The sequence below is a fragment of the Aquitalea sp. USM4 genome (assembly GCF_004328945.1).
Lineage (GTDB): Bacteria > Pseudomonadota > Gammaproteobacteria > Burkholderiales > Chromobacteriaceae > Aquitalea > Aquitalea pelogenes.
The window spans coordinates 353,482-380,414 of record NZ_CP029539.1 but is presented as its reverse complement, the minus strand read 5'-3'; the positions used below and the strand labels follow the sequence as shown (position 1 = coordinate 380,414).

Genomic DNA, 26,933 nt, shown 5'->3' with positions numbered 1-26,933 from the left:
AGTTGTCAGTAGGGTGTGGGTGAGTTGACGGTTTTACTCCCGACTCCCCACTCTCTACTCCCGATGTTCAACGTGTCTCGGCCATCAGTTCGCGGCCTATCAGCCAGCGGCGGATTTCGCTGGTGCCTGCGCCGATTTCATACAGCTTGGCATCGCGCAGCAGGCGGCCGGTGGCGTACTCATTGATATAGCCGTTGCCGCCCAGGCACTGGATGGCATCCAGCGCCATCTGGGTGGCGTTTTCGGCGGCGTACAGAATGGCCCCGGCAGCGTCCTTGCGGGTCTGGCGGCCGGTATCGCCCCGGTCCAGCGCCTGGCCGACGGCATAGACATAGGCGCGGCTGGCGGACAGCTTGACGTACATGTCGGCCAGCTTGCCCTGCATCAGCTGGAAGTCGCCAATGGCCTGGCCAAACTGTTTGCGGTCATTCAGATAGGGGACGACGATGTCCATGCAGGACTGCATGATGCCCAGCGGGCCTGCCGACAGCACGGCACGTTCGTAGTCCAGCCCGCTCATCAGCACTTTCACGCCATTGCCTTCGCCGCCCAGTACGTTCTCGGCCGGGATTTCACAGTTATCGAAGAACAGCGGGTAGGTGTTGGAGCCGCGCATGCCCAGCTTGTCCAGCTTGCTGCCGTGCGAGAAACCGGCAAAGCCCTTTTCCACGATAAAAGCCGTGATGCCCCTGGGCCCGGCGTTGACGTCGGTCTTGGCATACACCACCAGGGTGTCGGCATCGCCGCCGTTGGTAATCCACATCTTGCTGCCGTTCAGTACATAACGGTCGCCCTTCTTGTCGGCGCGCAGCTTCATGCTGACCACATCGGAACCGGCATTGGGTTCGGACATGGCCAGCGCGCCCACGTGTTCGCCGGAAATCAGCTTGGGCAGGTAGCGGGCTTTTTGTTCGGCGCTGCCGTTCTTGCGGATCTGGTTAACGCACAGATTGGAGTGCGCGCCGTAGGACAGGGCGACCGAGGCCGAGGCACGGCTGATTTCTTCCATCACGATCATGTGGGCCAGGTAGCCCATATTGGCGCCACCGTATTCTTCTTCGGCGGTGATGCCCAGCAAGCCCAGCTCACCAAACTTGCGCCACAGGTCGGCCGGAAAGAGGTTGTCACGGTCGATGTCGGCGGCGCGCGGGGCGATTTCGGCGTCGGCAAAATCCTTTACGCTCTGGCGCAACATGTCGTAAGTGTCGCCGTGGTCAAAACGCAGGCTGCTGTACATGGTGTTTCTCCTCGGTGCCGGTCGTGGCGGCTGTGCCTGACAGGCTATTGTGATGGTTGCCTTACTGCTTTGAATATTGAATTACGTTTACGTAAGCGTCAATATGGTGTGGTAAAAAAACCTGCACGAGGGCAGGTGTTCAGGCTGGGTTGTCAGCCTTGGTGGTCATCTGGTCGATTACGCCACGGCAGTGTTTTTCCAGCGCATCGATTTCCGCCAGCACCACGTCGATGTCACGCCGCTGTTCTTCCAGCTGTTCGCGCCGGGCCACCAGCAAATGCAGCAGCTTGAGCGACTGGCTGGCTTCATCGCGGGCCAGATCATACAGATCAATGATTTCGCGTATTTCCGACAAGGACAGGCCAATGCGCTTGCCACGCAGGATAAGCCGCAGGCGGGCGCGGTCGCGGCGGGTGAACACCCGCTGACGGCCATCGCGTTGCGGCTCGATCAGCCCTTGTTCCTCGTAAAAGCGGATGGTGCGCAGTGTGACGTCAAAATCACGCGCCAGATCCGAAATGGTGAAGACTTCCTGTTCTGTCATGGTATCTGCTTTCAGTATTTATACGGATTGTAGCGTTTTTCCCACGGCTTCTCATCATGATAGATGTATTACGTTTACGTAATCGTCAACTTGTGGGATTAATGCCAGAAAAATGGGCCGCGCCATGCAGCGTGGCTGCCGTCGCAAGGGAAACGACGCATCCGGATAAAGAGACCACAACAAGGAGACACACAATGCAGCACGCCAGCTACGTGCACGGAGCCAGTCAGCAGCCACTGATTGGCAAAACCATCGGCCAGATGTTTGACCAGGCCTGCCAGCACCACGCCCAGCGGGACGCCCTGGTGGTACGCCAGCAGGGCATACGCTGGAGTTATGCCCAGTTACAGGAGCAAGTGGACCGGATGGCGTGCAGCCTGATGCGCCTTGGCCTTGAACCGGGGGAGCGCATCGGCATCTGGTCGCAAAACAATGCCGAATGGGTGCTGACGCAGTTTGCCACCGCCAAGGCCGGGCTGGTGCTGGTGAATATCAACCCGGCTTACCGCCGTGCCGAGCTGGAATATGCGATTAACAAGGTAGGTTGCCGCGCCCTGATTGCTTCGCCCAGCTTCAAGAGCAGCAATTACATCGAGATGCTGCAGGATTTGTTGCCCGAACTGGCCGACAGCCAACCCGGCGAGCTTCGTGCCGCCCGCATGCCCAGGCTGGAATGGGTGATCCGCATGGGCCAGCAGGCCACGCCGGGCATGCTGGGGTTTGCCGAACTGCTGACCGAACCGACCCCTGCCGAGCGCGCCGCCTTGCAGCAGTTGGGCGATCGCCTGCAATTCGATGATGCCATCAACATCCAGTTCACCTCCGGAACCACCGGCAGCCCCAAGGGGGCCACACTGTCGCATCACAATATTCTCAATAACGCCTTCTTTACCGGACAGGCCATGGGCTTCAGTCCGGCCGACCGGCTGTGCATCCCGGTGCCGCTGTACCACTGTTTCGGCATGGTGCTGGGCACGCTTACCTGTCTTACGCATGGGGCATGCATGGTGTTCCCGGCAGAAAGCTTTGACGCACTCAGCGTGCTGCAAACCGTGCAGGAAGAACGCTGTACTGCCTTGCATGGCGTGCCCACCATGTTCATCGGCTTGCTGGACCACCCGCAGTTCGCGCAATTCGACCTGTCCAGCCTGCGCACTGGCGTGATGGCCGGCAGCCCTTGTCCCATCGAGGTGATGAAGCGGGTTACCACCCTGATGCACATGTCGCAAGTCACCATTGGCTACGGCATGACGGAAACCAGCCCGCTCAGTTTCCAGAGCAGTGCCGACACACCGCTGGACAAGCGCGTGTCCACCGTCGGGCAGGTGCATCCGCATGTGGAGGTCAAGATTGTCGATAACGATGGCCACATTGTGGCGCATGGTGAAACCGGCGAGCTGTTGACCCGTGGCTATTCGGTGATGCTGGGCTACTGGGATGACCCGCAGAAAACCGCCGACTCCATCGACCGTTCCGGCTGGATGCACAGCGGAGACCTGGCGGTGATGGATGCCGAGGGTTATGTGAATATCGTGGGCCGGGTGAAGGACATGGTGATTCGCGGTGGCGAAAACATCTACCCGCGAGAGGTGGAGGAGTTCTTCTACCGTCATCCCAAGATTCAGGAAGTGCAGGTGATTGGCGTGCCGGACGACCGCTTTGGCGAGGAACTGTGTGCCTGGATCAAGCTGCGCGATGGCGAACAGGCCAGCATCGAGGATATGCGTGCCTTTTGCCAGGGCCAGATCGCCCATTACAAGATTCCGCGCTACATCGAATTTGTCGACAGCTTTCCCATGACCATTACCGGCAAGATCCAGAAGTTTGTCATGCGCCAGCAAATGAAGGAAAAACTGGGGCTGAACGACAGTCAGACTGCGTAAACGCAGATGGATCAAACTTTGTATGCACAGGCCCCGGCGAGCCGGGGCTTTTTTCGCTACAATGCGCCCATTCAATCTGACCGCTAGGAGCGCACCATGACTGATATCGTATTCAATGACGCCGATCTGGCCCGGCTGGAACAGTTGCTGACGCCCCTGTCGATCAGTGGCAGCACCATGCGCCCGGACGAAGTACAAGGCTTCTTTGCCGCGCTGGCCAGCGGACCGGATGTCGCCGACCGCAGCATGTGGCTGGCTGAAGTGCTGGGCGATGCCCCGGCTTTTGAAAATGCCGAAGAACAGGCGGAGCTGGAAGCCCTGCTGCAAAAGCTGTTTGATGTTACCGCCCATGTGCTGGCCGATGGCCGCGAACTGGACCTGATCCTGTACGCCGACGAAGACGGCGACGACGATGAAGCCGACTACTGGCCGTGGTGCAATGCCTATCTGTACGCGCTGGACGTGGTGGATACCGACTGGTTCGAAGCAGCGGACGATGAAGGCTTCGAAGACCTGCTGATGCCGATTCTGGTGCTGGGCGGCATGTTCGAGGAAGAAGACGGAGAAGACCTGGTCACCTTTACCGACGAGGAAAAGGAAGACTGCAAGGAACAGCTGCCAGAGGCCCTGATTGCCGTATTCAACTACTGGCGCGCCAAGGCACAGGCTCCGGCCACCGTACGCCGTGAAGGCGAAAAGGTGGGCCGCAACGACCCTTGCCCCTGCGGTAGCGGCAAGAAGTACAAGGCCTGCTGCGGCAGCAACTGAGTTTTCTGCCGGTCTGCGGGCTGGTGAATGCCCTACCTGAAAGCCTCCACACGGAGGCTTTTTCTTTTACTGCCATGTGGTGGTCATGGTTCAGGATTGATGCAGGTATGAAATGAAATCCTGTTGTTCGGCACTAAGTGGTTCATGCTTGCGCGTCAAGATGCCAAAAGGAGGGAGTGGTATGTCTACCTTGATTGGCAATATCTGCACGATGCCCATCTCCAGATAGTCTGACATGGCAGATTCCGCTAACAGCATCACCGCATTGGTGCGTTGAATCAGTTGCAGCATGGAGTAAACCGAATTGCTCTCGATGATATTGCCGGGCAAGGGCAGTGCGGCGTGCAGCAGATATTGCTCCAATGCCATGCGTGCTGGACTGCTGGGTGCTTGTAATATCCATGGCCAGTCTCGTAGTAATACCGGCAATTCGATATGTTGCTGTTGCAATAACACATGGTGTTTAGCCACCACCAGTCGCAATACTTCATTACCCATTGGCCAAAAATCAAAAGCCGCATCTTCGGTTTTCGCGCTGCGCCGGGCAATGGCCAGGTCGATGCGTCCTTGTTCCAGCAGGCGGATCACTTCGTCGCTGGTATCTCCCATCACGCGGATGCACAGCCGGGGCCTTTCCTGTTTCAAACGTGCAATTGCCGCCATGACCCGCTCGGGTGCCGCACCCATGATGGCACCCACTGACAAGTAGCCAAAGCCTTCTTTCTTCTGTACTGCCAGCGTCTGCATGCAGCTTTCCAGGTGGTGCAGGCTGCGGGTGGCGAATTTGACCAACACCACGCCCAGTGCCGTGGGGCGCATGCCATGTGGCAGGCGGTCAAACAGCTGGCAATCAAACATATCCTCGATTTCCTGCAGCATGCGGCTGGCAGCTGGTTGCGACATATGCATGCCTTCCGCCGTCCGTTTCATATTCTGGTTATTCCCCAATAACACCAACATTTGCAAATGCTTGTAACGCAGGCGTTGCAGTAAATGACGGTGCTGTGTTGCTGGCAGCATGGCAGTTTTATCCATAAGCAGAAGGTATTGCCAGTTAATTAAATGTAATTGGATGGTTCTGCGAGTATGTCGTAGTTTTGCTGCTGCCGCTTATTTTCTGAGTGCTATCAATGGCCTGATATTTACCAAAGAAAATAAGGATAATTCCTGATTGAAGAGGGTGAATATTCTTATGTCGGTTTTTATTATCGGCTGCAATTAATTTCGTCAGTCATCCCAGTAAATTCATCCCGGATATTGGTTTTTTCTGATCAGCTTGAATTCCGGTATTCAACGTCGGAGCAGTCCACCATGAAGCAAATGCCAGTCATCAAACACGTCCGTGCCTTTACCTTGCGAGGTGGTGGTGCGGATTATCACGATCAGTCCGATGGCCACTGGATAGACGACCACATCGCCACGCCGATGTCCAAATACCCTGCCTACCGGCAAAGCCGACGCAGCTTTGGCATCAATGTGCTGGGCACGCTGGTGGTGGAGGTGGAGGACAGCGCCGGCAATGTCGGCTTTGCCGTGACGACAGGCGGCGAACCGGCAGCTTTCATCGTCGAGCGCCATCTGGCGCGTTTCGTGGAAGGGGCCCGGGTTTGCGATATCGAGCGCATCTGGGACCAGATGTACCACGGCACCCTGTTTTACGGACGCAAGGGCCTGGTGCTCAACGCCATTTCCGGGGTGGACCTGGCCTTGTGGGATTTGCTGGGCAAGGTGCGGCAGGAGCCGGTGTACCAGTTGCTGGGCGGTGCGGTGCGGGACGAGCTGCAGTTTTATGCCACCGGCGCACGGCCAGACCTCGCCCGCGAAATGGGATTCATCGGCGGGAAAATGCCGCTGCACTACGGGCCGGCAGAGGGGGAGGACGGCCTGCAAAAAAACCTGGCCTTGCTGGCCAGCATGCGCGAGCGGGTAGGCCCGGACTTTTGGCTGATGGTTGACTGCTGGATGAGCCTGGACCTGAACTACGCCACCCGTCTGGCACAGGCGGCAGCGGCGTTTGGCCTGAAATGGATAGAAGAAGCACTGCCGCCGGACGATTACTGGGGCTATGCCGCCTTGCGGCAGCAATTGCCGCCGGGCATGTTGTGCACCACCGGCGAGCACGAGGCCACGCGCTGGGGCTTTCGCATGCTGCTGGAAATGGGCTGTTGCGACATCATCCAGCCCGATGTCGGCTGGTGTGGCGGCATTACCGAACTGCTGAAAATCTCGGCATTGGCCGATGCGTATCAGGCGCTGGTGATTCCGCATGGTTCCAGCGTGTACAGCTATCACTTTGTCGCCACCCGTCACAACAGCCCGTTTGCCGAATTCCTGATGATGGCACCGCAGGCCGATCAGGTGGTGCCGATGTTCAGTCCACAGCTATTGCACGAGCCAGTGCCGGAAAACGGCCGCATGCCGGTATCGCGGCTGGACCGTCCCGGTTTCGGCGTGGAGCTTAATCCCGCCTGCACCTTGCATCGCCCCTACCTGCACACGCCGGGAGGCTGAGATGACGCATGGACAAGCACTTTGCACGCTGGCTTTCCGCATGCAGTTGTTTCCGGGGCAAGCCGAGGAATATCATCGGCGCCATGCCGCCATCTGGCCGGAACTGAAAACCGCGCTGCTGGATGCCGGCATTGTCGAGTACCGCATTTTTCATGATGACAAGGATGACGCCTTGTTTGCCGTGCTGTACTGCCGGCAGCCCGACCGGCTGGCTGACCTGCCCAGCCTGCCGGTGATGCAGCAATGGTGGGCCTATATGGCCGACATCATGGTGACCCAGCCAGACCTTTCGCCGGTACAGGTAGGCTTGCGCAGCATGTTCGTGCTGAGCACGGGGGAGGGGCTGCCATGCGCATCGTAGACGCCCATTGCCATTTCTGGTGGCTGGGGGGAGGGCAGTACCCCTGGCTGACCCGGCGCAAGCCCAATCTGCTGGGTGATTACGCCGCGCTGGCACGTGACTTCCTGTTGCCGGACTTGCGACAGCTGGCCGAGCAGGCCGATATCGAGCTGGCAGGCGTGGTGCATATCGAAGCCAATGCGACGGATGCGCTGGAGGAAACCCGCCAACTGGAACACATGCTCGACTTGTCCGGCAATACCTTGCCAGTTGCTTTGCTGCCTTTTCTCGATCTGGCCAACCCTCAGGTGGCGGATCAGCTTGCCCGGCAACTGGCAGTTTCTACCCGCGTACGTGGCGTGCGGCAGATTCTCAACGTGCATGCCGACCCGCAGTTCGACTATGTGGGCCGCCACTACATGCGCGAGGCGCAATGGCAGTGCGGGATGGCCTTGCTGGAACGCCACGGCCTGATCTTCGAATTGCAAATCTACCCCTCACAAATGCAGGAAGCCGCTGCGCTGGCCAGGCGTTATCCGGCGGTGCGCTTTGCGCTGAATCATGCCGGCATGTATGTGGATCGCCATGCCCCTGCCGGCTGGCGCACGTGGCTGGATGGCATGCGGGCCCTGGCAGCCTGCCCGAATGTGCAGGTAAAGCTGAGCGGTTTCGGCATGCTCGACCACCACTGGACCGAGGACAGTCTGCGGCCGCTGGTGTACGAGGCCATCGATGCCTTCGGCAGCGCACGCTGCATGTTTGCTTCCAATTTCCCGGTGTGCAGCCTGTACACCTCCTACCACAGGCTGTGGCAGGCCTATGACAACTTGCTGGCGCAGGCTGCGGCACATGAGCGGCGTGCCATGTTTGCCGACAATGCCCGGCGTTTTTACCAATTGGGAGACTAGCCAGATGGCCATCATTCTGCTGGGCCTGTTGTTTCATTTCATCGGCTCGTTTTCATCCGCCAGTTTTTATCTGCCGTATCGCAGCGTGCGGCTGTGGTCCTGGGAAAACTTCTGGCTGCTGGGCGGCTTGTTTTCCTGGCTGATTGCCCCGTGGCTGGCCATTGCGCTGACCATTCCGGCTTTTGCTTCCATCCTTGAGGCGGCAGACAGCGGGACACTGGGCTGGACTTACTTCTTCGGCGTGTTATGGGGCATCGGTGGCCTCACTTTCGGCCTGGCCATGCGCTATATCGGCCTGTCGCTGGGCATGTCCATCATCATGGGCCTGACATCCGCCCTGGGTGCCCTGATGCCGCCGCTGTTCAATGACCTGTTTGGCCGCGAGGATGGTTTGCGCCTGAGCCAGATGCTGCTCAGCAGCGGTGGGCAGATGGTGCTGCTGGGCGTGCTGGGCTCGCTGATCGGCATCGTGTTGTGCGGGGTGGCCGGCATGCGCAAGGAGCGCGAAGTCGATCTGGCGACCAAGCAAAGTGCGGTCAGGGAATTCAACATGAAAAAGGGCATCGCGGTTGCGCTGGTGTCCGGTTGCCTGAGTGCCTGCTTCAGCTACGGCATCAATGCGGGCAAACCTCTGGCGCTGGCTGCCGTGGCGCACGGTGCCAATTCCCTGTTCATGAACAATCTGACCTTTGCCGTCATCATGCTCGGTGGCCTCACCACCAATGCGTTGTGGTGTCTGCACCTGTCCTTGCGCCGTCGCAGTCTGGGCGAATTCGTCAATCGCAACACTCCCTTGCTGCGCAACTACCTGCTGTGCGCGCTGGGCGGCTTGCTGTGGTATCTGCAGTTCTTTTTCTATGGCATGGGCGAAAGCCGCTTGCATAACCCCACCAGCTCGTGGGTGCTGCACATGTCTTTCATCATCCTGATTTCCAATCTGTGGGGTGTCAGCCTGGGTGAGTGGCGCGGCACTGCGCGGCAGACACGCCGCATCCTGTCGCTGGGCATTGTGGTCATTATTGCCGCCATCGGCATGGTGGGTTTTGGTAGTGCAGTCCATTAAGACTCGCCAACAAAACCCCCGCTCCAGCGTTGCGCCGCCTTGCCGTACGCCTTGTACTGTCTGCGGCGGCGCGCCTTGGTCCGGTTTCTCTACGGGGTTTTGTTAGCAGCGCTAAGCACGGCTGGCAAAAGCGGGATTTGTCCTTGGTTCTGTCCTGCGGTGGTGGGCATGGAATCAAGGGTTTGCTGTAGCACATCGGGCTGGTATCGCCGGTATTTCTGAGGAGACAAGCGATGTTGTTAGCAGGTAAGCGAGTGGTGATTACCGGGGCGTCCCGTGGCATAGGGCGGGCCATTGCACTGGGCTGTGCCCGCCATGGGGCGGATGTGATGCTGGGCCACAGTGGCCGCAGCAGTGCGGATGACATCCTGACCCTGCGTCACCAGATTGAGATACTGGGGCGCAAGGTGGCTGATCAGGCGGGTGATATTGCCGACCCCGACACCGGTGCTGCGCTGATTGCCATGGCGGTGGAGCGCCTGGGCGGGGTGGATGTCTTCATCAGCAATGCAGGCATCTGTCCTTTCCATGCCTTTCTGGACATGCCGCACGAGACGTATTACCGCACAGTGAATACCAATCTCAACGGTGCCTATTTTGCGGTACAGGCGGCTGCAAGGCAGATGCAGCAGCAGGGCGAAGGCGGCGCCATCATTGCAGTCAGCTCCATCAGTGCCCTGGTGGGCGGTGGCATGCAAACCCACTACACCCCCACCAAGGCCGGTTTGCTGTCGCTGATGCAGTCCTGCGCCATTGCCTTGGGGCCGTTTGGCATCCGCTGCAATGCCTTGCTGCCAGGCACCATAGAAACCGACATCAACCGGGAGGATCTGGCCGACCCGCACAAGCGCAGCCATATGCAAAACCGCATCCCGTTGGGGCGGCTGGGACAGCCGGAGGATCTGGTCGGTCCGGCGGTGTTCCTGGCCTCAGACCTGGCGCGTTATGTCACAGGTGCCAGCCTGCTGGTGGATGGCGGCATGTATGTCAATCTGCAATAGGAGTTGCCCATGCAGCTGCCAGACAATCATTTCAAATCTGCCTTGCAGCAGATGACATCAATATCACCCCGGTACGGTATCTGGGCTGGCATGGTCTCCGCCTATCACGCGGAAATCCTGGCGACCACCGGCCATGACTGGATTCTGCTCGATGGCGAGCATGCGCCCAATACCGTGCCCACGCTGTTGGGACAGCTGCAGGCGCTGGCGGCTTATCCCGTCAATCCGGTGGTGCGCATTCCGCATGGCGACCCGGCATTGATCAAGCAGGTGCTGGATATCGGTGCGCAAAGCCTGATGGTGCCGATGGTAGAAAGCGCAGCACAGGCCGCTGCGCTGGTGCGGGCCATGCGTTACCCGCCAGCAGGGATACGTGGTGTCGGTGGCGGGTTGATTCGCGCCACCCGCTGGGATGCGGTGGCGGATTACATACCGCAGGCCGATCAGGCGCTGTGCCTGGTGGTGCAGATCGAATCTTCACTCGGGGTGGAAAACGCGGCGCAGATCGCCGCTGTGGAAGGGGTGGATGCCATTTTTATCGGCCCGGCCGACTTATCCACCAGCATGGGCCACGCCGGTAATGCCAGCCATGCCGACGTCCAGCACAGCATCCGCCACGTCATTGACAGCTGCCTGGCGCAGGGCAAGGCCTGCGGCATTCTGGCGCCCAATGAGCAGGATGCCCGCCGTTATGTCGAGTGGGGTTGCAGCTTTATTGCCATCAGTATTGATATCCCGCTGCTGCGTCAGGCGGCACTGGCCAGCCTGGCACGTTTCCGCGCTTCTTCTTTATCTGTCAGCAGCAAGCAGGGCTATTAGCCATCCCCCGGCAAGAGCCCATGCTGGTGATGTGCGCCCAGCATGGCAACATGATTTTTCAGGAGCATTCCGATGTCTGAAATTCAGCAATTACGTCATTACATCAATGGCCGTTTTATCGACGGGGCCGATCACCATGTAGTGAGTAATCCGGCCAATGGCCAGATTCTGGCCCATTCCCCGCAAGCCTCCACGCAGCAGGTGGCTGATGCCCTGAGTGCTGCCCGTGCTGCCCAGCGAGACTGGGCTGCGCGACCGGCCATCGAGCGTGCCGCTTATCTGCGCAATATTGCCGCCCTTGTTCGTCAGCAAGTGGATGTACTGGCCCATACCATTAGCGCAGAACAAGGCAAAACCCTGGCGCTGGCCAAGGTTGAAGTGGGCTTTACGGCCGATTACCTGGACTACATGGCCGAATGGGCAAGACGCATTGAAGGCGAGGTCATCAGCAGCGACCGGGCCGGCGAGCAGATATTCCTGCTGCGCAAGCCATTGGGTGTGGTGGCCGGCATCCTGCCCTGGAATTTTCCTTTCTTTCTGATTGCCCGCAAGATGGCACCGGCCCTGCTGACCGGCAATACCATCGTGATCAAGCCCAGCGAGGAAACGCCGATCAACTGTCATCTGTTCAGCCAGTTGGTGGCGCAGTCAGGCTTGCCGGTCGGGGTGTTCAATGTGCTGTATGGTCGGGGTGCGACCGGAGCTGACATGGCTGGCAGCGCGGACGTCGACATGATCAGCTTTACCGGCAGTGTGGCAACCGGTGCGCGCATTGCGGCAGCGGCAGCCCCGCATATCACCAAACTGAATCTGGAGCTGGGTGGCAAGGCACCTGCCATCGTACTGGCTGGTGCCGACCTCGATCTGGCGGCCAGGGCCATTCATGCTTCTCGCATCATCAATACCGGTCAGGTGTGCAACTGTGCAGAACGGGTGTATGTCGAGCGCAAGGTGGCAGATGCCTTCATTGACAAGGTGGCCAGCGCGATGGCAGCAACCCGCTATGGCGACCCGCTGGCGGTGGCGGATATCGACATGGGGCCGCTGATCAGCCGTCAGGCACTGGAAAGGGTGCAGGCAAAAGTGGCGCAGGCGGTGCAGGAGGGGGCGCAGCTGATTACCGGTGGCCAGGTGGCGGATCTGGGGTCTGGCTTCCATTTCCAGCCAACGGTGCTGGCCGGCTGCCACGGGCAGATGGAGGTCATGCGGCAAGAGATATTCGGCCCGGTATTGCCCATACAGGTGGTGGACAGCATGGAGGAGGCCATTGCCCTGGCCAATGATTCCGAGTACGGCCTGACTTCATCCGTGTATACCCGCGATCTGGCCAAGGCGATGCAGGCAATGCGTGAACTGGACTTTGGCGAAACCTATATCAACCGGGAAAACTTTGAAGCGATGCAAGGGTTTCATGCCGGAGTGCGCAAATCCGGCATCGGTGGCGCTGATGGCAAGCATGGTCTGTACGAGTACACGCATAGTCATGTGGTGTATTTGCAGGCTTGAGTTGCATTGCTTCCTGCTGGACATGATTACTTGCTTGCCCGTGCTGTCATGCAAAAAGCATGACAGTGCGTGACGGTTTTGATTAGAATGAAACCGAGAGTACGAGCTCTCTTTTTTTCATTCCTTTATTCATAAGCCCGGTTTTTCCGGGCTTTTTTTTGTTTTCCGACAGCCACTTGGCGGCAATAAGGCAAAAAAAACGGCCCATATGGGCCGTGCAAAGGGTAGAGCCAGCAATCAATCAGAACGCGAAGTGTTCTTCGTCCAGCGACATCAGTGGTGCAGCACCACCCTTGATGCGCGCCAGCAGGGTATGCACTTCGGGGAAGAGTTTGGCCATATAGAAGCGGCCGGTGGCAATCTTGGCCTGGTAGAAGGCATCATCGCCCTTGCCCAGGCTGGCATGTGCCACTTCAGCCATGCGCGCCCACAGCCAGGCATAGGTCAGATGGCCGATCAGGCGCAGGTAGTCGGTAGCGGCTGCACCGGCTTCGTCCTTGTTCTGCAGGCTGGCCATGCCCACGCCCATGGTCACTTCGCCCACATCCTTCATCAGCCTGGACAGCGGAGCAATGTATTCGGCCAGCTTGTCATTGCCTTCATTGGCCTGGCAGAACTGGTGAATCTGCTTGGTGAACTTGCGCAGTTTCTGGCCCTGATCCAGCAATACCTTGCGGCCCAGCAGGTCAATGGCCTGGATGCCATTGGTGCCTTCGTAAATTTGCGAGATGCGGCAGTCGCGTACCAGCTGCTCCATGCCCCATTCGCGGATGAAGCCATGGCCACCAAATACCTGCATGCCCATATTGGCTGCTTCAAAACCGTTGTCCGTCATGAAGGCCTTGGCCACCGGGGTGAGCAGGGCCACCAGGTCCGCTGCGTCCTGACGCTTCGCGGCATCCGGATGCTTGTCTTCGATATCCAGTTGCAAGGCCAGCAGGGCGGTCAATGCGCGGCCGGCTTCGGTATAGGCTTTCTGGGTAAGCAGCATGCGGCGCACGTCCGGATGCACGATGATGGGGTCGGCCGGCTTGTCCGGGCATTTGTTGCCGGTCAGCGCACGCATTTGCAGGCGTTCGCGTGCATAAGCCAGTGAGCCCTGGAAGGACGCTTCGCCAATGCCCAGGCCTTGCATGCCGCAACCCAGGCGTGCGGCGTTCATCATGGTGAACATGCAGGCTAGGCCTTTGTTGGCTTCGCCAATCAGCCAGCCTTGTGCCTCATCCAGATTGATCACCGCAGTGGCATTGGCCTTGATGCCCATCTTGTGTTCCAGGCTGCCGCAGGCCACGGTGTTGCGGCGGCCATCAGCCAGGAATTTGGGCACGATGAACAGCGAGATGCCCTTCACATCCTTCGGTGCATCCGGCAGACGGGCCAGTACCAGGTGGATGATGTTGTCAGACATGTCGTGCTCGCCAGCCGAAATGAAAATCTTGGTGCCGGTAATGCGATAGCTGCCATCGGCATTGGGTTCGGCACGGGTTTTCAGCAGGCCCAGGTCGGTGCCGCAGTGCGGTTCGGTCAGGCACATGGTGCCGGTCCAGCTGCCATCCACCAGTCGTGGCAGGTAAGTGGCTTTCTGTTCATCACTGCCGTGGGCGTGAATGGCGGCATAGGCACCGTGCGACAGACCGGGATACATCGACCAGGCCACATTGGACGAACACTGCATTTCCATCACCGGGAAAGCCAGTGATTTGGGCATGCCCTGGCCGCCGTAAGCCGGGTCACAGTCCAGTGCCGGAAAGCCCAGCTCGCAATATTGCTTGTAGGCTTCCTTGAAGCCTGGCGGGGTAGTGACGGACTTGGTGCTGGGGTCGAACTGGCAGCCTTCTTCATCGGCCTGGCGGTTCAGGGGTGCCAGCTCGCTTTCACAGAACTGGGCGGCAGCTTCCAGATAGGAAGTGAAAATGTCCTGGGTGGCTTCTTCGTAGCCGGGCAGCTGCGGGATGATGTCCTGCACCTTGATCAGTTCGTTCAGTACGAAGTCAAAGTCGCGCAATGGTGCTTTATATGCGGGCATGGTGTTTCTCCTGTAGGTTGCGCTGCCCGGGTTTTCCGGGTCGAATAGCCGTGAACGCAAGGCGGTTTGATTGCATGCGCTTAATTCAAACGCTTGTTTAAATTATTCCGCCGGCTTTGACAACATCTTTTAGCGGCAGGCTGCTGCTGGTGTGGCATTACGACAACGGGAAGCATCATCTTCATGTCCGCTTTGCGAAAACTGCTGCAACGTGTCAGCAAGGGGCGTCACCACCTGTTGCAGCGCCCCTCGCTGCGCTGGCTGGGGCCATTGCTGGACCACCCGGCCTACTGGGCATTGAACCGGCGCAAAGTGGCGCGCGGTGTTGCACTGGGGCTGGCCACCGGTTTGCTGCCCGGCCCGCCCAAGCGGCTGTCCACCTTGCTGTTGGCGTTCTGCCTGAAAGTGAATGTGCCGGCAGCCCTGCTGGCAACGCTGTACAGCAACCCGCTCACCATCCTGCCACTTTATTTTCTGGCTTATTCCTGTGGACTGCTGTTACTGGGGGACCCCACTGCAGGTACAATGAGCCAGCCTCCACTCTGGGAGAACCAGACCCTGTGGCAATGGAGCCGCCAGTTGCTTGACTGGCTGTTACTGCTGGGCTGGCCTTTGTTGTTGGGCTTGCTGGTATTGGGGCTGCTGTTGTCGGTGTCGGGCTATGTGCTGGTGATGCTGGGCTGGCGCTGGGCGGTAGTGCGTAACTGGAAGAAAAGAAAGGCAGCACGTGGATCTTGTTGAAAAGCAATTGCAAACCGCATTGGTGTACGAAGGGGGTTTTCTTCAGGTACACAAGGACAAGGTATTGCTGCCCGATGGTGCCGAGGCCAGCCGCGAGTACATATTGCACCCCGGTGCGGTAGCCATCCTGGCACTCACGTCTGACCGTCAGCTGGTACTGGAGCGCCAGTACCGTTACCCGGCGGGCCGTGTGTTTGTGGAAATTCCGGCCGGCAAGATAGACCCCGACGAAGCCCCGGCACTGACCGCCAGACGCGAGCTGCTGGAGGAAACCGGTTATCGCGCCGGACGCTGGCTGCATCTGGGTACGGCGTATCCCTGCATCGGTTATTCCAACGAGCAGATCAGCTACTACCTGGCCGAGGATCTGGAGCCCGGTGAGCGTGAACTGGATGAAGGCGAGTTTCTGGAAGTATTCACCCTGCCGCTGGAGCAGGTGATGCAAATGGCGCTGAGCGGTGAAATCTGCGACAGCAAGTCCATTGTCGGCCTGCATTGGCTGGCTGCCCATCTGGACGGGAGACTGCCTGGTGCCGCCGTTTGACCCCTACCACGAACGGCGCAGTGCGCGCCGCTTGCAGATGGGCTGCAAGGCACGCATCAAGTCGCTGCATACCGGTGAAACACACTATGGCGAGTGTGTTGACCTGTCGGTGGATGGCATGGCCTTTCGTTGCTCCTACGTCCCCCAGCATGGCGAACGCCTGTCGGTGATTGTGCTGGCCCCGGCCGTGGGTGGTTTGCCGGGCAAGCCGCTGGCTGCGGAAGTGGAAGTCAGGCGCTGCAACGAGGTGAAGCGTGGCCAGGTCTATGAAATTGGCACGCGCATCATCCTGCGCAAAAGCTGAAACAGCTGCTTACAAATTGATACATCTGTAAAAACCCCAGTACTTTTAGTCGGGGTTTTTTTATGTCTTTGATTTTAAAAGATAAAAATTTAACCATGCCAATGGTAATCTCTTTTCCCAGGTTTTTTCTTTAGTCATACTAAGAAAATTCTCTATCAAATTCAGACACTTATATAGATTTTTTAGTGTTTTCAATTGTTTTGTTGCTTTTGCTCTTGCTCTTCCCTGCATGTGCTATACCCAAAAAAAGAGAATCTGAAAGCCAGTCAGTACTCTAAATTTTGCAAGGGGACGGCGGGTGCATCACGCACACCGTGTGGACCTCTGCAACCAGCCAGGAGAGAGCCATGCACCCGGATATCTTGAGCCACTACGCCTCCCGTTACGACAAAACCCGTGAAGAGGAATACACCATCCAGGAGTATCTGGAGATCTGCAAGCGTGATCCCTCTGCCTATGCCACCGCCTCCGAACGCATGCTGGCGGCCATTGGCGAACCGGAGCTGGTGGATACCCGCCACGACCAGCGTTTGTCGCGTATTTTCTCCAACAAGGTCATCAAGGTTTACCCTGCCTTCCGTGAGTTTTACGGCACCGAAGAGGTGATCGAGCAGGTGGTGGCCTATTTCCGCCATGCTGCCCAGGGGCTGGAAGAGAAGAAACAGATTCTCTATCTGCTGGGGCCGGTGGGTGGCGGCAAGTCTTCCATTGCCGAAAAGCTCAAAGAGTTGATGGAGCAAGTGCCGTTCTATTGCCTGAAAGGCAGCCCGCTGAACGAGTCGCCGCTGGGCCTGTTCAACGTGGAAGAAGACGGTGCCATTCTGGAAGAAGAATTCGGCATTCCACGTCGTTACCTGAAAACCATCCCCAGCCCGTGGGCGGTGAAACGGCTGCACGAGTTCAATGGTGATATCGGCCAGTTCAAGGTGGTGAAGCGTTATCCCTCGGTGCTGCGCCAGATTGCCGTGGCCAAGACCGAACCGGGCGACGAGAACAACCAGGACATCAGCTCGCTGGTGGGCAAGGTGGATATCCGCAAACTGGAAAAATACGCCCAGGACGACCCGGATGCCTACAGCTACTCCGGTGGCCTCTGCCTGGCCAACCAGGGTTTGCTGGAATTCGTTGAAATGTTCAAGGCACCCATCAAGGTGCTGCACCCGCTGCTGACCGCCACTCAGGAAAGCAATTTCAAGGGGACTGAGGGCTTCGGCGCGATTCCATTCGATGGCATCGTGCTGGCGCACTCCAATGAATCGGAGTGGAAACAGTTCCGCAACAACAAGAACAACGAGGCCTTCCTCGACCGTATTTACATCGTCAAGGTGCCGTACTGCCTGCGCGTGACCGAAGAGATCAAGATCTACGACAAGCTGATCCGCAATTCTTCCCTGGGCAATGCGCCATGCGCACCGGGAACGCTGAAGATGATGGCCCAGTTTGCCATCCTGTCGCGCCTGAAAGAGCCGGAAAACTCCAGCCTGTTCAGCAAGATGCAGGTGTACGACGGTGACAACCTGAAAGACACCGACCCCAAGGCCAAGTCGCTGCAGGAATACCGCGACTATGCCGGGGTAGACGAGGGCATGAACGGGCTTTCCACCCGCTTTGCCTACAAGATCCTGTCCAAGGTGTTCAACTTTGATAATCAGGAAGTAGCCGCCAACCCGGTGCATCTCTTGTATGTGCTGGAACAGCAAGTTGAGCGCGAGCAGTTCCCGGCAGAGCAGGAACAAAAGTACCTGACATTCCTGAAAGAGTATCTGGCACCGAAGTATGTCGAGTTCATCGGCAAGGAAATCCAGACTGCTTATCTGGAAAGCTACTCGGAATACGGGCAGAACATTTTCGACCGCTATGTCACCTTCGCCGACTACTGGATTCAGGACCAGGAATACCGCGATCAGGACACCGGCGAAATCTTCGACCGTACCTCGCTCAATGGCGAACTGGAGAAAATCGAAAAACCGGCCGGAATTTCCAATCCCAAGGACTTCCGCAACGAAATCGTCAACTTCGTGCTGCGGGCCCGGGCCAATAACGGCGGCAAGAACCCGACCTGGACCAGCTACGAAAAGCTGCGCACGGTAATCGAGAAGAAGATGTTCTCCAATACCGAAGAGCTGCTGCCGGTGATTTCCTTCAATGCCAAGGCCAGCGTGGAAGATGCCAAGAAGCACGAAGACTTCGTCAACCGCATGGTGGAAAAGGGCTATACCGCCAAGCAGGTACGCCTGTTGTGCGAATGGTATCTGCGGGTACGCAAGTCCTCCTGACCAAGCCGTGCCTGCCGGGTGCATGCGCCCGGCATGGCGGCACCAATTCTGGCCCGGCCTGTCTTAATTGACAGGTCCGGCATGGCTTGGCGCAGGTATGCAGCTATGCCCCGTCAGGCCGCAGGAGACAACAGCGAGGTTGCCATGTCCCACATCATAGACAGACGCCTGAACGGCAAGAACAAGTCCGCGGTCAACCGCGAGCGCTTCTTGCGCCGCTTCAAGGCGCAAATCAAGGAAGCCGTCTCCCGTGCGGTAAAGGGGCGCAGCATCACCGATATCGAGAGTGGCGAGAAGGTGTCCATTCCGGTCAAGGATATATCCGAGCCGGTATTCCATCATGGCCAGGGCGGGGTGCGCGAACAGGTGCATCCGGGCAATGAGGAATTCATCCGTGGCGACCGCATTGCCCGTCCGCAAGGCGGAGGAGGGGGCGGAGGCGGTGGCAAGGCCAGCCAGGACGGCGAGGGTGAGGACGATTTTGTCTTCGAGCTGTCGCGAGAAGAATTTCTCAATGTGTTCTTTGATGACCTGGCGCTGCCCAACCTGATCAAGACCCAGCTGATGGGGGTGGAAGAACTCAAGCAGGTGCGCGCCGGTTACACCAATGACGGCACGCCGGCCAATATCAGCATCGTGCGTTCCTTGCGCGGTGCGCTGGCGCGGCGGGTGGCCATGGCTGCGCCAACGCTGGCCCGGCTGGGCGAGGCCGAGGAGGACCTGGACGCGCTGCTGGAATCGGACGATGAAAGCACCCAGGAAGTGCGCGAGCAACGCAAACGCATCCATCTGCTGCGCGAGAAGCTGGGCAGCATTCCCTTCATTGACCCCTTCGACCTGCGTTACAACAACCGCATCCAGCAGCCCAAGCCCACCAGCCAGGCGGTGATGTTCTGCATCATGGACGTGTCCGGCTCCATGGACGAGCAGAAGAAAGATATGGCCAAGCGCTTTTTCATCCTGCTCTACCTGTTCTTGCAGCGTAACTACGACAAGATCGAAGTGGTGTTCATCCGCCATCACACCAGTGCGGTGGAAGTGAATGAAGAGGACTTTTTCCATTCGCGCGAAAGCGGCGGCACCGTGGTGTCCTCCGCGCTCAACCTGATGGCGGACATCGTCAAGAAACGCTACAGCAGCAGCGAGTGGAACATCTACGCCGCCCAGGCATCCGACGGCGACAACTGGGACAGTGATTCGGCCAATTGCGGTCGCATCATGGAAGAACAACTGCTGCCTTACTGCCAGTATTTCGCCTACATCGAAATCACCGAAGGGGAGCCGCAGAACCTGTGGTACGAGTACCTCAAGGTCAAGGAGCGTCAGCGTCACTTTGCCATGCAGAAAATCCGCTCGGCCTCCGACATTTATCCGGTTTTCCGGGAGCTGTTCAAACGCCAGCCAGCCACGCGCGCTTGAGCGCAAGGGCTGTCAGCCAAGGGGAAAACAGCATGACACCCATTTCCACCGGGTCCGAATGGACCTTCGACCTGATTGACGAGTACGACCGCGAAATCCGCAAGATTGCGGTGGATGAATTCAAGCTGGATGTCTATCCCAACCAGCTGGAAGTGATTACGGCCGAGCAGATGATGGATGCCTATTCCTCGGTAGGCATGCCGGTGAATTATCACCACTGGAGCTTCGGCAAGCATTTCGTCTCCACCGAGAAAAGCTACAAGCGCGGCCAGATGGGTCTGGCTTACGAGATTGTCATCAATTCCAGCCCCTGCATTGCCTACCTGATGGAAGAGAATTCCATGACCATGCAGGCGCTGGTGATTGCCCATGCCGCCTATGGTCACAACAGTTTCTTCAAGGGCAATTACCTGTTCCGTGCCTGGACTGATGCCTCGGCCATTGTCGATTATCTGGTGTTTGCCAAGTCCTACATCAGCAAATGCGAGGAGCGCTATGGCATTGATGCGGTGGAAGAGCTGCTGGATTCCTGCCATGCGCTGATGAACTACGGCGTGGACCGCTACAAGCGGCCACAAAAACTGTCGCTGGCCGAAGAACAGGCGCGGCAGGAAGAGCGCGAACAATATCTGCAAATGCAGGTGAACGACCTGTGGCGCACCATTCCGCGCCGTGACCGGGATGACGCCAATCGCGAACCGCCGCGGTTTCCGGCAGAGCCGCAGGAAAACCTGCTGTACTTCATCGAAAAATCCGCGCCGCTGCTGGAACCATGGCAGCGCGAGCTGGTGCGCATCGTGCGCAAGGTGGCGCAGTATTTCTACCCGCAACGCCAGACTCAGGTGATGAACGAGGGCTGGGCCACCTTCTGGCACTACACCATACTCAACCGCCTGTATGAAAAAGGGCTGGTGACCGATGGTTTCATGATGGAGTTTCTGCAAAGTCACACCAATGTGGTGTACCAGCCACCGGTGACTGCGCGCTGGTATAACGGCATCAATCCGTATGCGCTGGGTTTTGCCATGTATCAGGACATCAAGCGCATTTGCGAGAACCCCACCGAGGAAGACCGGGCCTGGTTCCCCGATCTGGCCGGTACCGACTGGCGTGCATCGCTGGAATTCGCCATGAAGAACTTCAAGGACGAGAGCTTCATTTCGCAGTACCTGTCACCCAAGCTGATCCGCGAATTCCGCCTGTTTGCCATTCGTGATGACGACCATGAGGACAAGCTGGAAGTGTCGGCCATTCATGATGAAAACGGCTACCGCGACATCCGCAGCAAGCTGGCCGAGCAATACAATCTGGGTTCGCGCGAGCCGAATATCCAGGTGTGGTCGGTGAATGTACGCGGGGATCGCAGCCTCACCCTGCGCCACACCATGCACAATCGCCGTCCGCTGGACGAAGGCAGTGCGCAGGAAGTGCTCAAGCACGTAGGGCGCTTGTGGGGCTTTGATGTGCGGCTGGAAAGCGCGGACAGCGATGGCAGCATTACCCAGCGCTTTGAAGTGAAATCGAATCTGGAGCTGCAACGCCTGTAGGCGCAGTGTTCAGCTGCCGGTGTGCGGTACAAAGGCCCGGACCTGTGCGTCCGGGCTTGTCAATTCCGCCAGCGCAACACCGTAAATGGCTTCCAGTTGCTGCTTGTGCATCACCTCTGCTGTCTTGCCGCAGGCCACTTCGCAGCCATCGCGCAGCAGCAGGACCCGGTCGGCATGGCGCAGGGCCAGGTTCAGGTCATGCATCACCGCCACAATGCCTATCCCCAGACTGCCTGCGATATGGTGTAGCCGCGCCACCATGGCATCGGCAATGGCAAAGTCGAGTGCCGAAGTGGCTTCATCCAGCAATAAATAGCGTTCGGGACTGGAAGAAACCAGTAATTGCAGCAGTGCGCGTGCCAGGTGCACCCGCTGGGCTTCACCACCGGACAGGCTGCCCAGCGTGCGTTCCAGCAGCATGCCGGTATCACTCAATGCCAGCGCCTGTTGCCTGGCACTGTCAGATACCATCGCGCGGGCCTGATACGCCCCGGTGGCAATCAGTTCGGACACCCGCCAGCCCGCAGGCAGGGCCGGGTGCTGCTCCACCACCGCACGCTGCAAGGCCAGGCTAGCCGCACCTTGACCAGACAGTGGTTTGCCGGCCAGACATACCTGTCCGTCATCCGGATGGCGATAGCCGGACATCAGCTGCAACAGCGTGCTTTTACCGGCCCCGTTGGGGCCAAGAATCACGCACAACTCACCCGGCTGCGCCTGGAGTGACACCTGGCGAATAACGGTTTTGCTGCCCAGCTTCAGGCTGACCTCTTGCAGTTCAAGCATGTTCGTCCTTGGCGTGACGCAGCAGCCACAGAAAGAATGGCGCGCCCAGCAGGCTGGTAATCACCCCAACCGGCAGCTCCGCCGGCGCCAGCAGGCTACGCGCCAGCCAGTCGGCACCCACCGTCAGCCAGGCACCGAACAATGGGGCAGCCAACAACAGCCGCCGGGCGTCGCTGCCCAGCAGCAAACGGGCCAGATGCGGTGCCAGCAGGCCGACAAAACCGATCATGCCGCAGCTGGCCACCACCACACCGGCCGCCATGGAGGCCAGCAACACGATCAGCCAGCTTCCCCGCCGTACATCAAAGCCAAGATGAAACGCTGCCGCTTCGCCCAGTTGCAGGGCATTGAGCAAGTGCCAATGACGGAACAAGCCCAGCCAGACCAGCGGGGTGGCCAGCAGCATCAAGCCCACCTGCTGCCATTGTGCACCGGCATAGCTGCCCATCAGCCAGAAGGTGACGCTGCGCAGCGCGCCATCGGGCAAGGTGGTGATCAGCAAGGTCAGCAGGCTGGCCAGCAAGGTGCTGATGGCAACGCCAGCCAGCAACAAACGGCCGCCATTAGCTTGGCCCGCCAGCGCCCGCAGCAAGCACAGCGCCAGCACGCTACCGGTAAAACCGGCCAGTGATACAGCCATCAGTCCGGCACTCAGGCTGAGTGCCAGCGCCGCAGCCAGGGCTGCGCCACTGTAAATGCCCAGCAAGCCGGGCTCGGCCAGCGGATTGCAAAAACGGGCTTGCACCGCACTGCCGGCGCAGCCTAGCAAGATGCCGCTGCAGGCAGCCATCAACAGGCGTGGCAGGCGTAATTGCCACAGCAACTGGCTTTCCAGCGCGGGCAGGGAGGAAGGGTGCAACAAGACATGCAGGCTGACGCCGCTGTCGTGCAGCAAGCTGCCCAGCCCGGTCAGCAGCAAGGCAGCAAGCAGGGGCAGGCAAACATGCAGGGTGCGTGACATCGGGAAGGCGAAGGAAGGGAGTGAGCAGTGAAGCCTGCCGTGCAAGGCAGGCTTCTGGCGGGGCTTAACGCAGACCCAGTACGTCTTGCATGTCGAACAGGCCGGACGGCTTTTCCGACAGCCACTTGGCTGCGCGTACCGCACCATTGGCAAAGGTGGCGCGGCTGGAGGCCTTGTGGGTGATTTCCACGCGTTCGCCCAGTGCGGCAAACAGCACGGTGTGATCGCCAACTACGTCGCCAGCACGCACGGTGGCAAAGCCGATGGTGTTGGGGTCGCGCTCGCCGGTGACGCCTTCACGGCCATAAACCGCGCATTGCTTCAGGTCACGGCCCAGTGCGTCGGCAATCACCTCGCCCATGCGCAGGGCGGTGCCGGACGGCGCATCCACCTTGAAGCGGTGATGGGCTTCGGTAATTTCGATGTCGTAGCCTTCGTTCAGCACACGGGCTGCCATGTCCAGCAGCTTGAAGGTCAGGTTGACCCCGACACTGAAATTGGAGGCAAACACGATGCCGATCTTTTCGCTGGCAGCCTTGATGGCGGCCTTGCCGGCATCGTCAAAGCCAGTGGTGCCGATAATCATCTGCACGCCGTGCTGCTGGCAGTGTTGCAGGTAGTCCAGCGTGGCTTCCGGACGGGTGAAGTCGATTACCACGTCGGCACCGGACAGGGCGGCGGCAAAATCGCTGGCAATCTTCACGCCGGTCTGCTGGCCGATGAACAGGCCGGCATCCTGACCGATGAAGTCGGAACCGGCACGGTCAATGGCGGCATGCAGACGGGCACCGGGCGTGGCAAGTACGGATTCGATCAGCGTGCGACCCATGCGGCCGGCAGCGCCGACAATGACGATATTCAATTCACTCATTGTTTTACGGTTTCCTGGGCAGGAGCGGAAGCATCAGGCGGCAGTACGGCGCGCTCGGCCGGTTGTGCCGTGCCTTCTACCCGTACCATGGTGTCGCCTTCAAAGAACACGGTCAGCAGCTTCTTGTCCACCAGTGTGCCTTGCTTGGTATCCTGGTAAGGATAGTCCCAGCGGTTGCTGTGGAAAGGGTCGCTGAGCAGAGGCGTGCCCAGCAGGAAACGTACCTGCGAGCGAGTCATGCCTGGCTTGAGTTTTGCCACGGCATCTTCCGTGACATAGTTGCCCTGCTGGATTTCCATTTTGTAAGGGCTGATCCAGTGAAGGGGATTCATGGAGGTGCAGCCAGCGAGGGCAAGGATGGCAGCAATGATCAGGGCGCGCATGAGACTCCGATGAGCTGAGTATTATTTAAAGGCGATGTTAGGCAAAGCCGCAAAAAGGCTTTATCATGCTTCAAAAATCGACCCAATTTATATCACGATGAGCAAAGCCAGTCACCTTAAAGATATCGGCCTGAAGGCTACCGGCCCACGTCTGAAAATTCTCGACCTGTTCGAGCTGAGCGATGACCGCCACATGTCTGCCGAGGATGTCTATCGCAAATTGCTGGCCGAAAACATCGATATCGGCCTGGCCACCATTTACCGTGTCCTGACGCAGTTTGAACAGGCCGGTATCCTGGTACGCCACCATTTCGAGTCCGGCAAGGCGGTTTACGAACTGAACCAGGGCGGCCATCACGACCACATGGTGTGCGTGAAGTGCGGCAGCGTGATGGAGTTCTTCGATCCGGAAATCGAAGCGCTGCAGGATCGCATTGCCGAACAACATGGCTTCCGCATCGCCGAACACGCCCTGTACCTGTACGGCGAATGTGTCGATTGCCAGGGTAAATCCGGCGCCAAAACCAAGTAATGATTCCCTGGCTTGGCCAAGAACTGGCGTTCCCCCCGGTTCGCACTGCACTGGCCGAGCCGGATGGCTTGCTGGCAGCCGGAGGCGATTTGTCTCCCGCGCGGCTGCTGCTGGGCTACTCACTGGGCATCTTCCCCTGGTTCTCCGAGGGAGAACCCATCCTGTGGTGGTCGCCTTCCCGCCGCATGGTTCTGTTTCCCGAGCGACTGCATGTCCGGCGTTCACTGGACAAAGTGCTGCGCAACCGTCCCTACCGCGTCACCATCAATACGGCTTTCCGGCAGGTGATTGAAGCCTGTGCTGCGCCACGCGAGGGTGCTGCCGGCACCTGGATCATCCCGCCCATGGTGGATGCCTATTGCCGGCTGCATGCACTGGGTGCCGCCCATTCCTTTGAAGTGTGGATGGATGGTGAGCTGGCCGGAGGCCTGTATGGTGTGGGGCTGGGGCGGATGTTTTACGGTGAGTCGATGTTTTCGCACCGTACCGATGCTTCTAAAATTGCTTTCGTCCACATGGCACGTCACCTGGCGCGTCACGGCGTGGAGATCATCGATTGCCAGATGCACACCCCGCATCTGGAAAGCCTGGGCGCAATGCTGATTCCAAGAGCGAAATTTCTTGCTAAGCTGAAGCAAAGTACGCTTGAGCCCCAGGCGGACGGCATGTGGACCTATCGTTTCGACAATGAGCCATCGTGATCACCCGCAAGCGGTTGCCATTCATTTCTATGCCACCGCACCATATCCCTGCAGCTACCTGGACGGACGACAAGCGCGTTCGCAGGTGGCTATTCCTGCTGAAGCCATTGATGCCGCGGTATACAGCCAGTTGGTGAAGCTGGGTTTTCGCCGTAGTGGCCTGTATACCTACCGTCCGTATTGCGACAGCTGCCAGTCTTGTGTGCCGGTGCGCTTGCCGGTGGCGGACTTCAGCCCCAACCGCAGTCAGCGCCGTGGCTGGCAGCGTCTGCAGGCCATGGAAGTCAGCCTGTTGCCGCTGGAATACCGTGACGACCACTACCAGCTTTATCACCGTTACCAGCAATCCCGTCATGCCGGTGGTGGCATGGCCGAAGACAATGTCCAGCAATATTCGGAGTTCATTCTCAAGAGCGGAGTGGACAGCATGCTGGCGGAGTTTCGTCTGGACGGCGCATTGAAGATGGTGAGCCTGATTGACCGGCTGGGGGATGGCCTGTCGGCGGTCTACACTTTTTATGAGCCGGAAGATGCCAAGGCCAGTTATGGCGTGTTCAATGTGCTGTGGCAGGTGGAGCTTGCCCGTGCATGGGGGCTGCCTTACCTGTATCTGGGCTACTGGATAGGGGAGTGCCGAAAGATGGCTTACAAATCCCAGTACCGGCCGCTGGAGCAATTGCGAGATGGCCGCTGGATACCGATGCAGCAGCCAGATGCTGCTTGAGCGGGCTGAAACAAAAACAGGCTGACATTGTCAGCCTGTTTGTTTTTACCGCGGAATGCTTCAGTACGGAACCACGCGGTCGTCGCCACCGCCGGTAAGGACGCGGACGCGCTGACCGGCGGCCAGCGGGATATCGGCATCCTGCACAATGGAAATCAGGCGGCCACTGCCATCCAGCCGGACAGTCACTTCCAGGGCATTCTTGGTGCCCAGGCTGCGCTGGGCTGCCTGGGTGCCAAAGCCACCGGCCAGTGCGCCGACAATACCACCAGCAATCGAACCGCGGCCACCGCCCAGCTCACTGCCTGCCAGACCGCCCAAGGCGGCGCCGCCAAGGGTCAGCAGTTCGTTGTTCTTGCCTTCCATCTTGACATTGTTTACCGAAACCACGGTACCCAGCTCTACGGTTTGAGCACGGCGCATCTGTCCCTGGGAATAGACGGCAGCCGAGTCGGAGGTGGCGCAGCCAGCCAGCAGGCCGAGCGAGAGGCTGCCCAGCAAGGTCAATCGAGTCAGTTTGTAGAACATTTCGGCTCCT

Annotated in this window: 27 protein-coding genes; 18 read left to right on the top strand and 9 right to left on the bottom strand. The window is 58.8% G+C overall.

What is annotated here, in order from left to right; translation table 11 throughout:
* Positions 1-67 precede the first annotated feature (67 nt).
* Positions 68-1,237: an isovaleryl-CoA dehydrogenase gene (locus DKK66_RS01715; RefSeq protein ID WP_131354998.1), complete on the bottom strand. Its 1,170-nt coding sequence runs from the start codon at positions 1,235-1,237 to the stop codon at positions 68-70.
* Positions 1,238-1,376: 139 nt separating this feature from the next.
* Complete coding sequence (locus tag DKK66_RS01710; protein WP_045847119.1) at positions 1,377-1,781, bottom strand: MerR family DNA-binding transcriptional regulator; 405 nt, start codon at positions 1,779-1,781, stop codon at positions 1,377-1,379.
* Between the two features lie 194 nt (positions 1,782-1,975).
* Between DKK66_RS01710 and DKK66_RS01705 the strand changes: the two genes are divergently transcribed.
* Together DKK66_RS01705 and DKK66_RS01700 are read left to right on the top strand one after the other, a co-directional pair.
* Positions 1,976-3,664, top strand: a complete 1,689-nt coding sequence (locus tag DKK66_RS01705) for an AMP-binding protein (RefSeq protein WP_131354996.1) — start codon at positions 1,976-1,978, stop codon at positions 3,662-3,664.
* A 96-nt stretch (positions 3,665-3,760) separates the two neighbouring features.
* A complete protein-coding gene (locus DKK66_RS01700) occupies positions 3,761-4,432 on the top strand; it encodes a YecA family protein (protein ID WP_062789073.1) in 672 nt (223 codons plus the stop codon).
* A gap of 90 nt (positions 4,433-4,522) precedes the next feature.
* Here the strand turns inward: DKK66_RS01700 and DKK66_RS01695 are convergent, their stop codons facing one another.
* Positions 4,523-5,392, bottom strand: a complete 870-nt coding sequence (locus DKK66_RS01695) for a LysR family transcriptional regulator (protein ID WP_255434265.1) — start codon at positions 5,390-5,392, stop codon at positions 4,523-4,525.
* A 351-nt stretch (positions 5,393-5,743) separates the two neighbouring features.
* On the opposite strand from DKK66_RS01695, the gene rhmD reads away from it, so the two are divergent.
* From rhmD to aldA, 7 genes are all read left to right on the top strand, one after another.
* Positions 5,744-6,943: an L-rhamnonate dehydratase gene (gene rhmD, locus DKK66_RS01690; RefSeq protein WP_131354989.1), complete on the top strand. Its 1,200-nt coding sequence runs from the start codon at positions 5,744-5,746 to the stop codon at positions 6,941-6,943.
* 1 nt (position 6,944) lies between these two features.
* The gene (locus DKK66_RS01685) at positions 6,945-7,304 is read left to right on the top strand and encodes an L-rhamnose mutarotase (protein ID WP_131354986.1); all 360 of its coding nucleotides are present in this window, start codon (positions 6,945-6,947) and stop codon (positions 7,302-7,304) included.
* Positions 7,292-8,191 carry an amidohydrolase gene (locus tag DKK66_RS01680; RefSeq protein ID WP_131354982.1) on the top strand — a complete coding sequence of 300 codons (900 nt, stop codon included), beginning with the start codon at positions 7,292-7,294 and terminating at the stop codon, positions 8,189-8,191. The genes DKK66_RS01685 and DKK66_RS01680 overlap by 13 nt, the downstream gene beginning before the upstream one ends.
* A gap of 4 nt (positions 8,192-8,195) precedes the next feature.
* The gene (gene rhaT / locus DKK66_RS01675) at positions 8,196-9,254 is read left to right on the top strand and encodes an L-rhamnose/proton symporter RhaT (RefSeq protein ID WP_131354979.1); all 1,059 of its coding nucleotides are present in this window, start codon (positions 8,196-8,198) and stop codon (positions 9,252-9,254) included.
* A gap of 233 nt (positions 9,255-9,487) precedes the next feature.
* Entirely contained in the window at positions 9,488-10,255 is a 768-nt protein-coding gene (locus tag DKK66_RS01670; protein ID WP_131354976.1) for an SDR family NAD(P)-dependent oxidoreductase, read from the top strand.
* 9 nt (positions 10,256-10,264) lie between these two features.
* Positions 10,265-11,074: an HpcH/HpaI aldolase/citrate lyase family protein gene (locus DKK66_RS01665; protein WP_131354973.1), complete on the top strand. Its 810-nt coding sequence runs from the start codon at positions 10,265-10,267 to the stop codon at positions 11,072-11,074.
* Between the two features lie 81 nt (positions 11,075-11,155).
* Complete coding sequence (gene aldA, locus DKK66_RS01660) at positions 11,156-12,580, top strand: aldehyde dehydrogenase (RefSeq protein ID WP_207389872.1); 1,425 nt, start codon at positions 11,156-11,158, stop codon at positions 12,578-12,580.
* Positions 12,581-12,821: 241 nt separating this feature from the next.
* Here the strand turns inward: aldA and DKK66_RS01655 are convergent, their stop codons facing one another.
* A complete protein-coding gene (locus DKK66_RS01655) occupies positions 12,822-14,606 on the bottom strand; it encodes an acyl-CoA dehydrogenase C-terminal domain-containing protein (RefSeq protein ID WP_131354967.1) in 1,785 nt (594 codons plus the stop codon).
* 183 nt (positions 14,607-14,789) lie between these two features.
* Here DKK66_RS01655 and DKK66_RS01650 point away from each other — a divergent pair, with 183 nt between their 5' ends.
* The 6 genes from DKK66_RS01650 to DKK66_RS01625 all read left to right on the top strand — a co-directional run bounded on the left by DKK66_RS01650 (position 14,790) and on the right by DKK66_RS01625 (position 21,437).
* Entirely contained in the window at positions 14,790-15,347 is a 558-nt protein-coding gene (locus tag DKK66_RS01650) for a DUF2062 domain-containing protein (RefSeq protein WP_131354964.1), read from the top strand.
* On the top strand, positions 15,334-15,891 hold the full coding sequence (locus tag DKK66_RS01645; RefSeq protein ID WP_131354961.1) for an NUDIX domain-containing protein: 558 nt from the start codon (positions 15,334-15,336) through the stop codon (positions 15,889-15,891). The genes DKK66_RS01650 and DKK66_RS01645 overlap by 14 nt, the downstream gene beginning before the upstream one ends.
* Positions 15,878-16,195, top strand: coding sequence for a PilZ domain-containing protein (locus tag DKK66_RS01640; protein ID WP_131354958.1), 318 nt, complete (start codon positions 15,878-15,880; stop codon positions 16,193-16,195). Before DKK66_RS01645 ends, DKK66_RS01640 begins: the two co-directional genes overlap by 14 nt.
* 347 nt (positions 16,196-16,542) lie before the next feature.
* On the top strand, positions 16,543-18,471 hold the full coding sequence (locus tag DKK66_RS01635) for a PrkA family serine protein kinase (RefSeq protein ID WP_045847133.1): 1,929 nt from the start codon (positions 16,543-16,545) through the stop codon (positions 18,469-18,471).
* A 144-nt stretch (positions 18,472-18,615) separates the two neighbouring features.
* The gene (locus DKK66_RS01630; protein ID WP_045847217.1) at positions 18,616-19,890 is read left to right on the top strand and encodes a YeaH/YhbH family protein; all 1,275 of its coding nucleotides are present in this window, start codon (positions 18,616-18,618) and stop codon (positions 19,888-19,890) included.
* Between the two features lie 32 nt (positions 19,891-19,922).
* Positions 19,923-21,437 (top strand): SpoVR family protein, encoded by a 1,515-nt coding sequence (locus DKK66_RS01625; RefSeq protein ID WP_131354955.1) that lies wholly within the window; start codon positions 19,923-19,925, stop codon positions 21,435-21,437.
* Positions 21,438-21,446: 9 nt separating this feature from the next.
* Here the strand turns inward: DKK66_RS01625 and DKK66_RS01620 are convergent, their stop codons facing one another.
* The 4 genes from DKK66_RS01620 to DKK66_RS01605 form a co-directional block, all read right to left on the bottom strand.
* Positions 21,447-22,223 (bottom strand): ATP-binding cassette domain-containing protein, encoded by a 777-nt coding sequence (locus DKK66_RS01620; protein ID WP_131354952.1) that lies wholly within the window; start codon positions 22,221-22,223, stop codon positions 21,447-21,449.
* Positions 22,216-23,184 (bottom strand): iron ABC transporter permease, encoded by a 969-nt coding sequence (locus DKK66_RS01615; protein WP_165494088.1) that lies wholly within the window; start codon positions 23,182-23,184, stop codon positions 22,216-22,218. Before DKK66_RS01615 ends, DKK66_RS01620 begins: the two co-directional genes overlap by 8 nt.
* 64 nt (positions 23,185-23,248) lie before the next feature.
* On the bottom strand, positions 23,249-24,055 hold the full coding sequence (gene dapB, locus DKK66_RS01610) for a 4-hydroxy-tetrahydrodipicolinate reductase (protein ID WP_062789062.1): 807 nt from the start codon (positions 24,053-24,055) through the stop codon (positions 23,249-23,251).
* Positions 24,052-24,438, bottom strand: a complete 387-nt coding sequence (locus DKK66_RS01605; protein WP_045847138.1) for an outer membrane protein assembly factor BamE — start codon at positions 24,436-24,438, stop codon at positions 24,052-24,054. Before DKK66_RS01605 ends, dapB begins: the two co-directional genes overlap by 4 nt.
* A gap of 97 nt (positions 24,439-24,535) precedes the next feature.
* Between DKK66_RS01605 and fur the strand changes: the two genes are divergently transcribed.
* The 3 genes from fur to DKK66_RS01590 are packed head-to-tail and all read left to right on the top strand — an operon-like array spanning position 24,536 to position 26,395.
* Positions 24,536-24,970, top strand: coding sequence for a ferric iron uptake transcriptional regulator (fur, locus tag DKK66_RS01600; protein ID WP_045847139.1), 435 nt, complete (start codon positions 24,536-24,538; stop codon positions 24,968-24,970).
* A complete protein-coding gene (gene aat, locus DKK66_RS01595) occupies positions 24,970-25,671 on the top strand; it encodes a leucyl/phenylalanyl-tRNA--protein transferase (protein ID WP_131354946.1) in 702 nt (233 codons plus the stop codon). The genes fur and aat overlap by 1 nt, the downstream gene beginning before the upstream one ends.
* On the top strand, positions 25,658-26,395 hold the full coding sequence (locus DKK66_RS01590; RefSeq protein ID WP_045847141.1) for an arginyltransferase: 738 nt from the start codon (positions 25,658-25,660) through the stop codon (positions 26,393-26,395). Before aat ends, DKK66_RS01590 begins: the two co-directional genes overlap by 14 nt.
* A 60-nt stretch (positions 26,396-26,455) precedes the next feature.
* Here the strand turns inward: DKK66_RS01590 and DKK66_RS01585 are convergent, their stop codons facing one another.
* Positions 26,456-26,923, bottom strand: a complete 468-nt coding sequence (locus DKK66_RS01585; RefSeq protein ID WP_045847142.1) for a glycine zipper 2TM domain-containing protein — start codon at positions 26,921-26,923, stop codon at positions 26,456-26,458.
* Between the last annotated feature and the right edge of the window lie 10 nt (positions 26,924-26,933).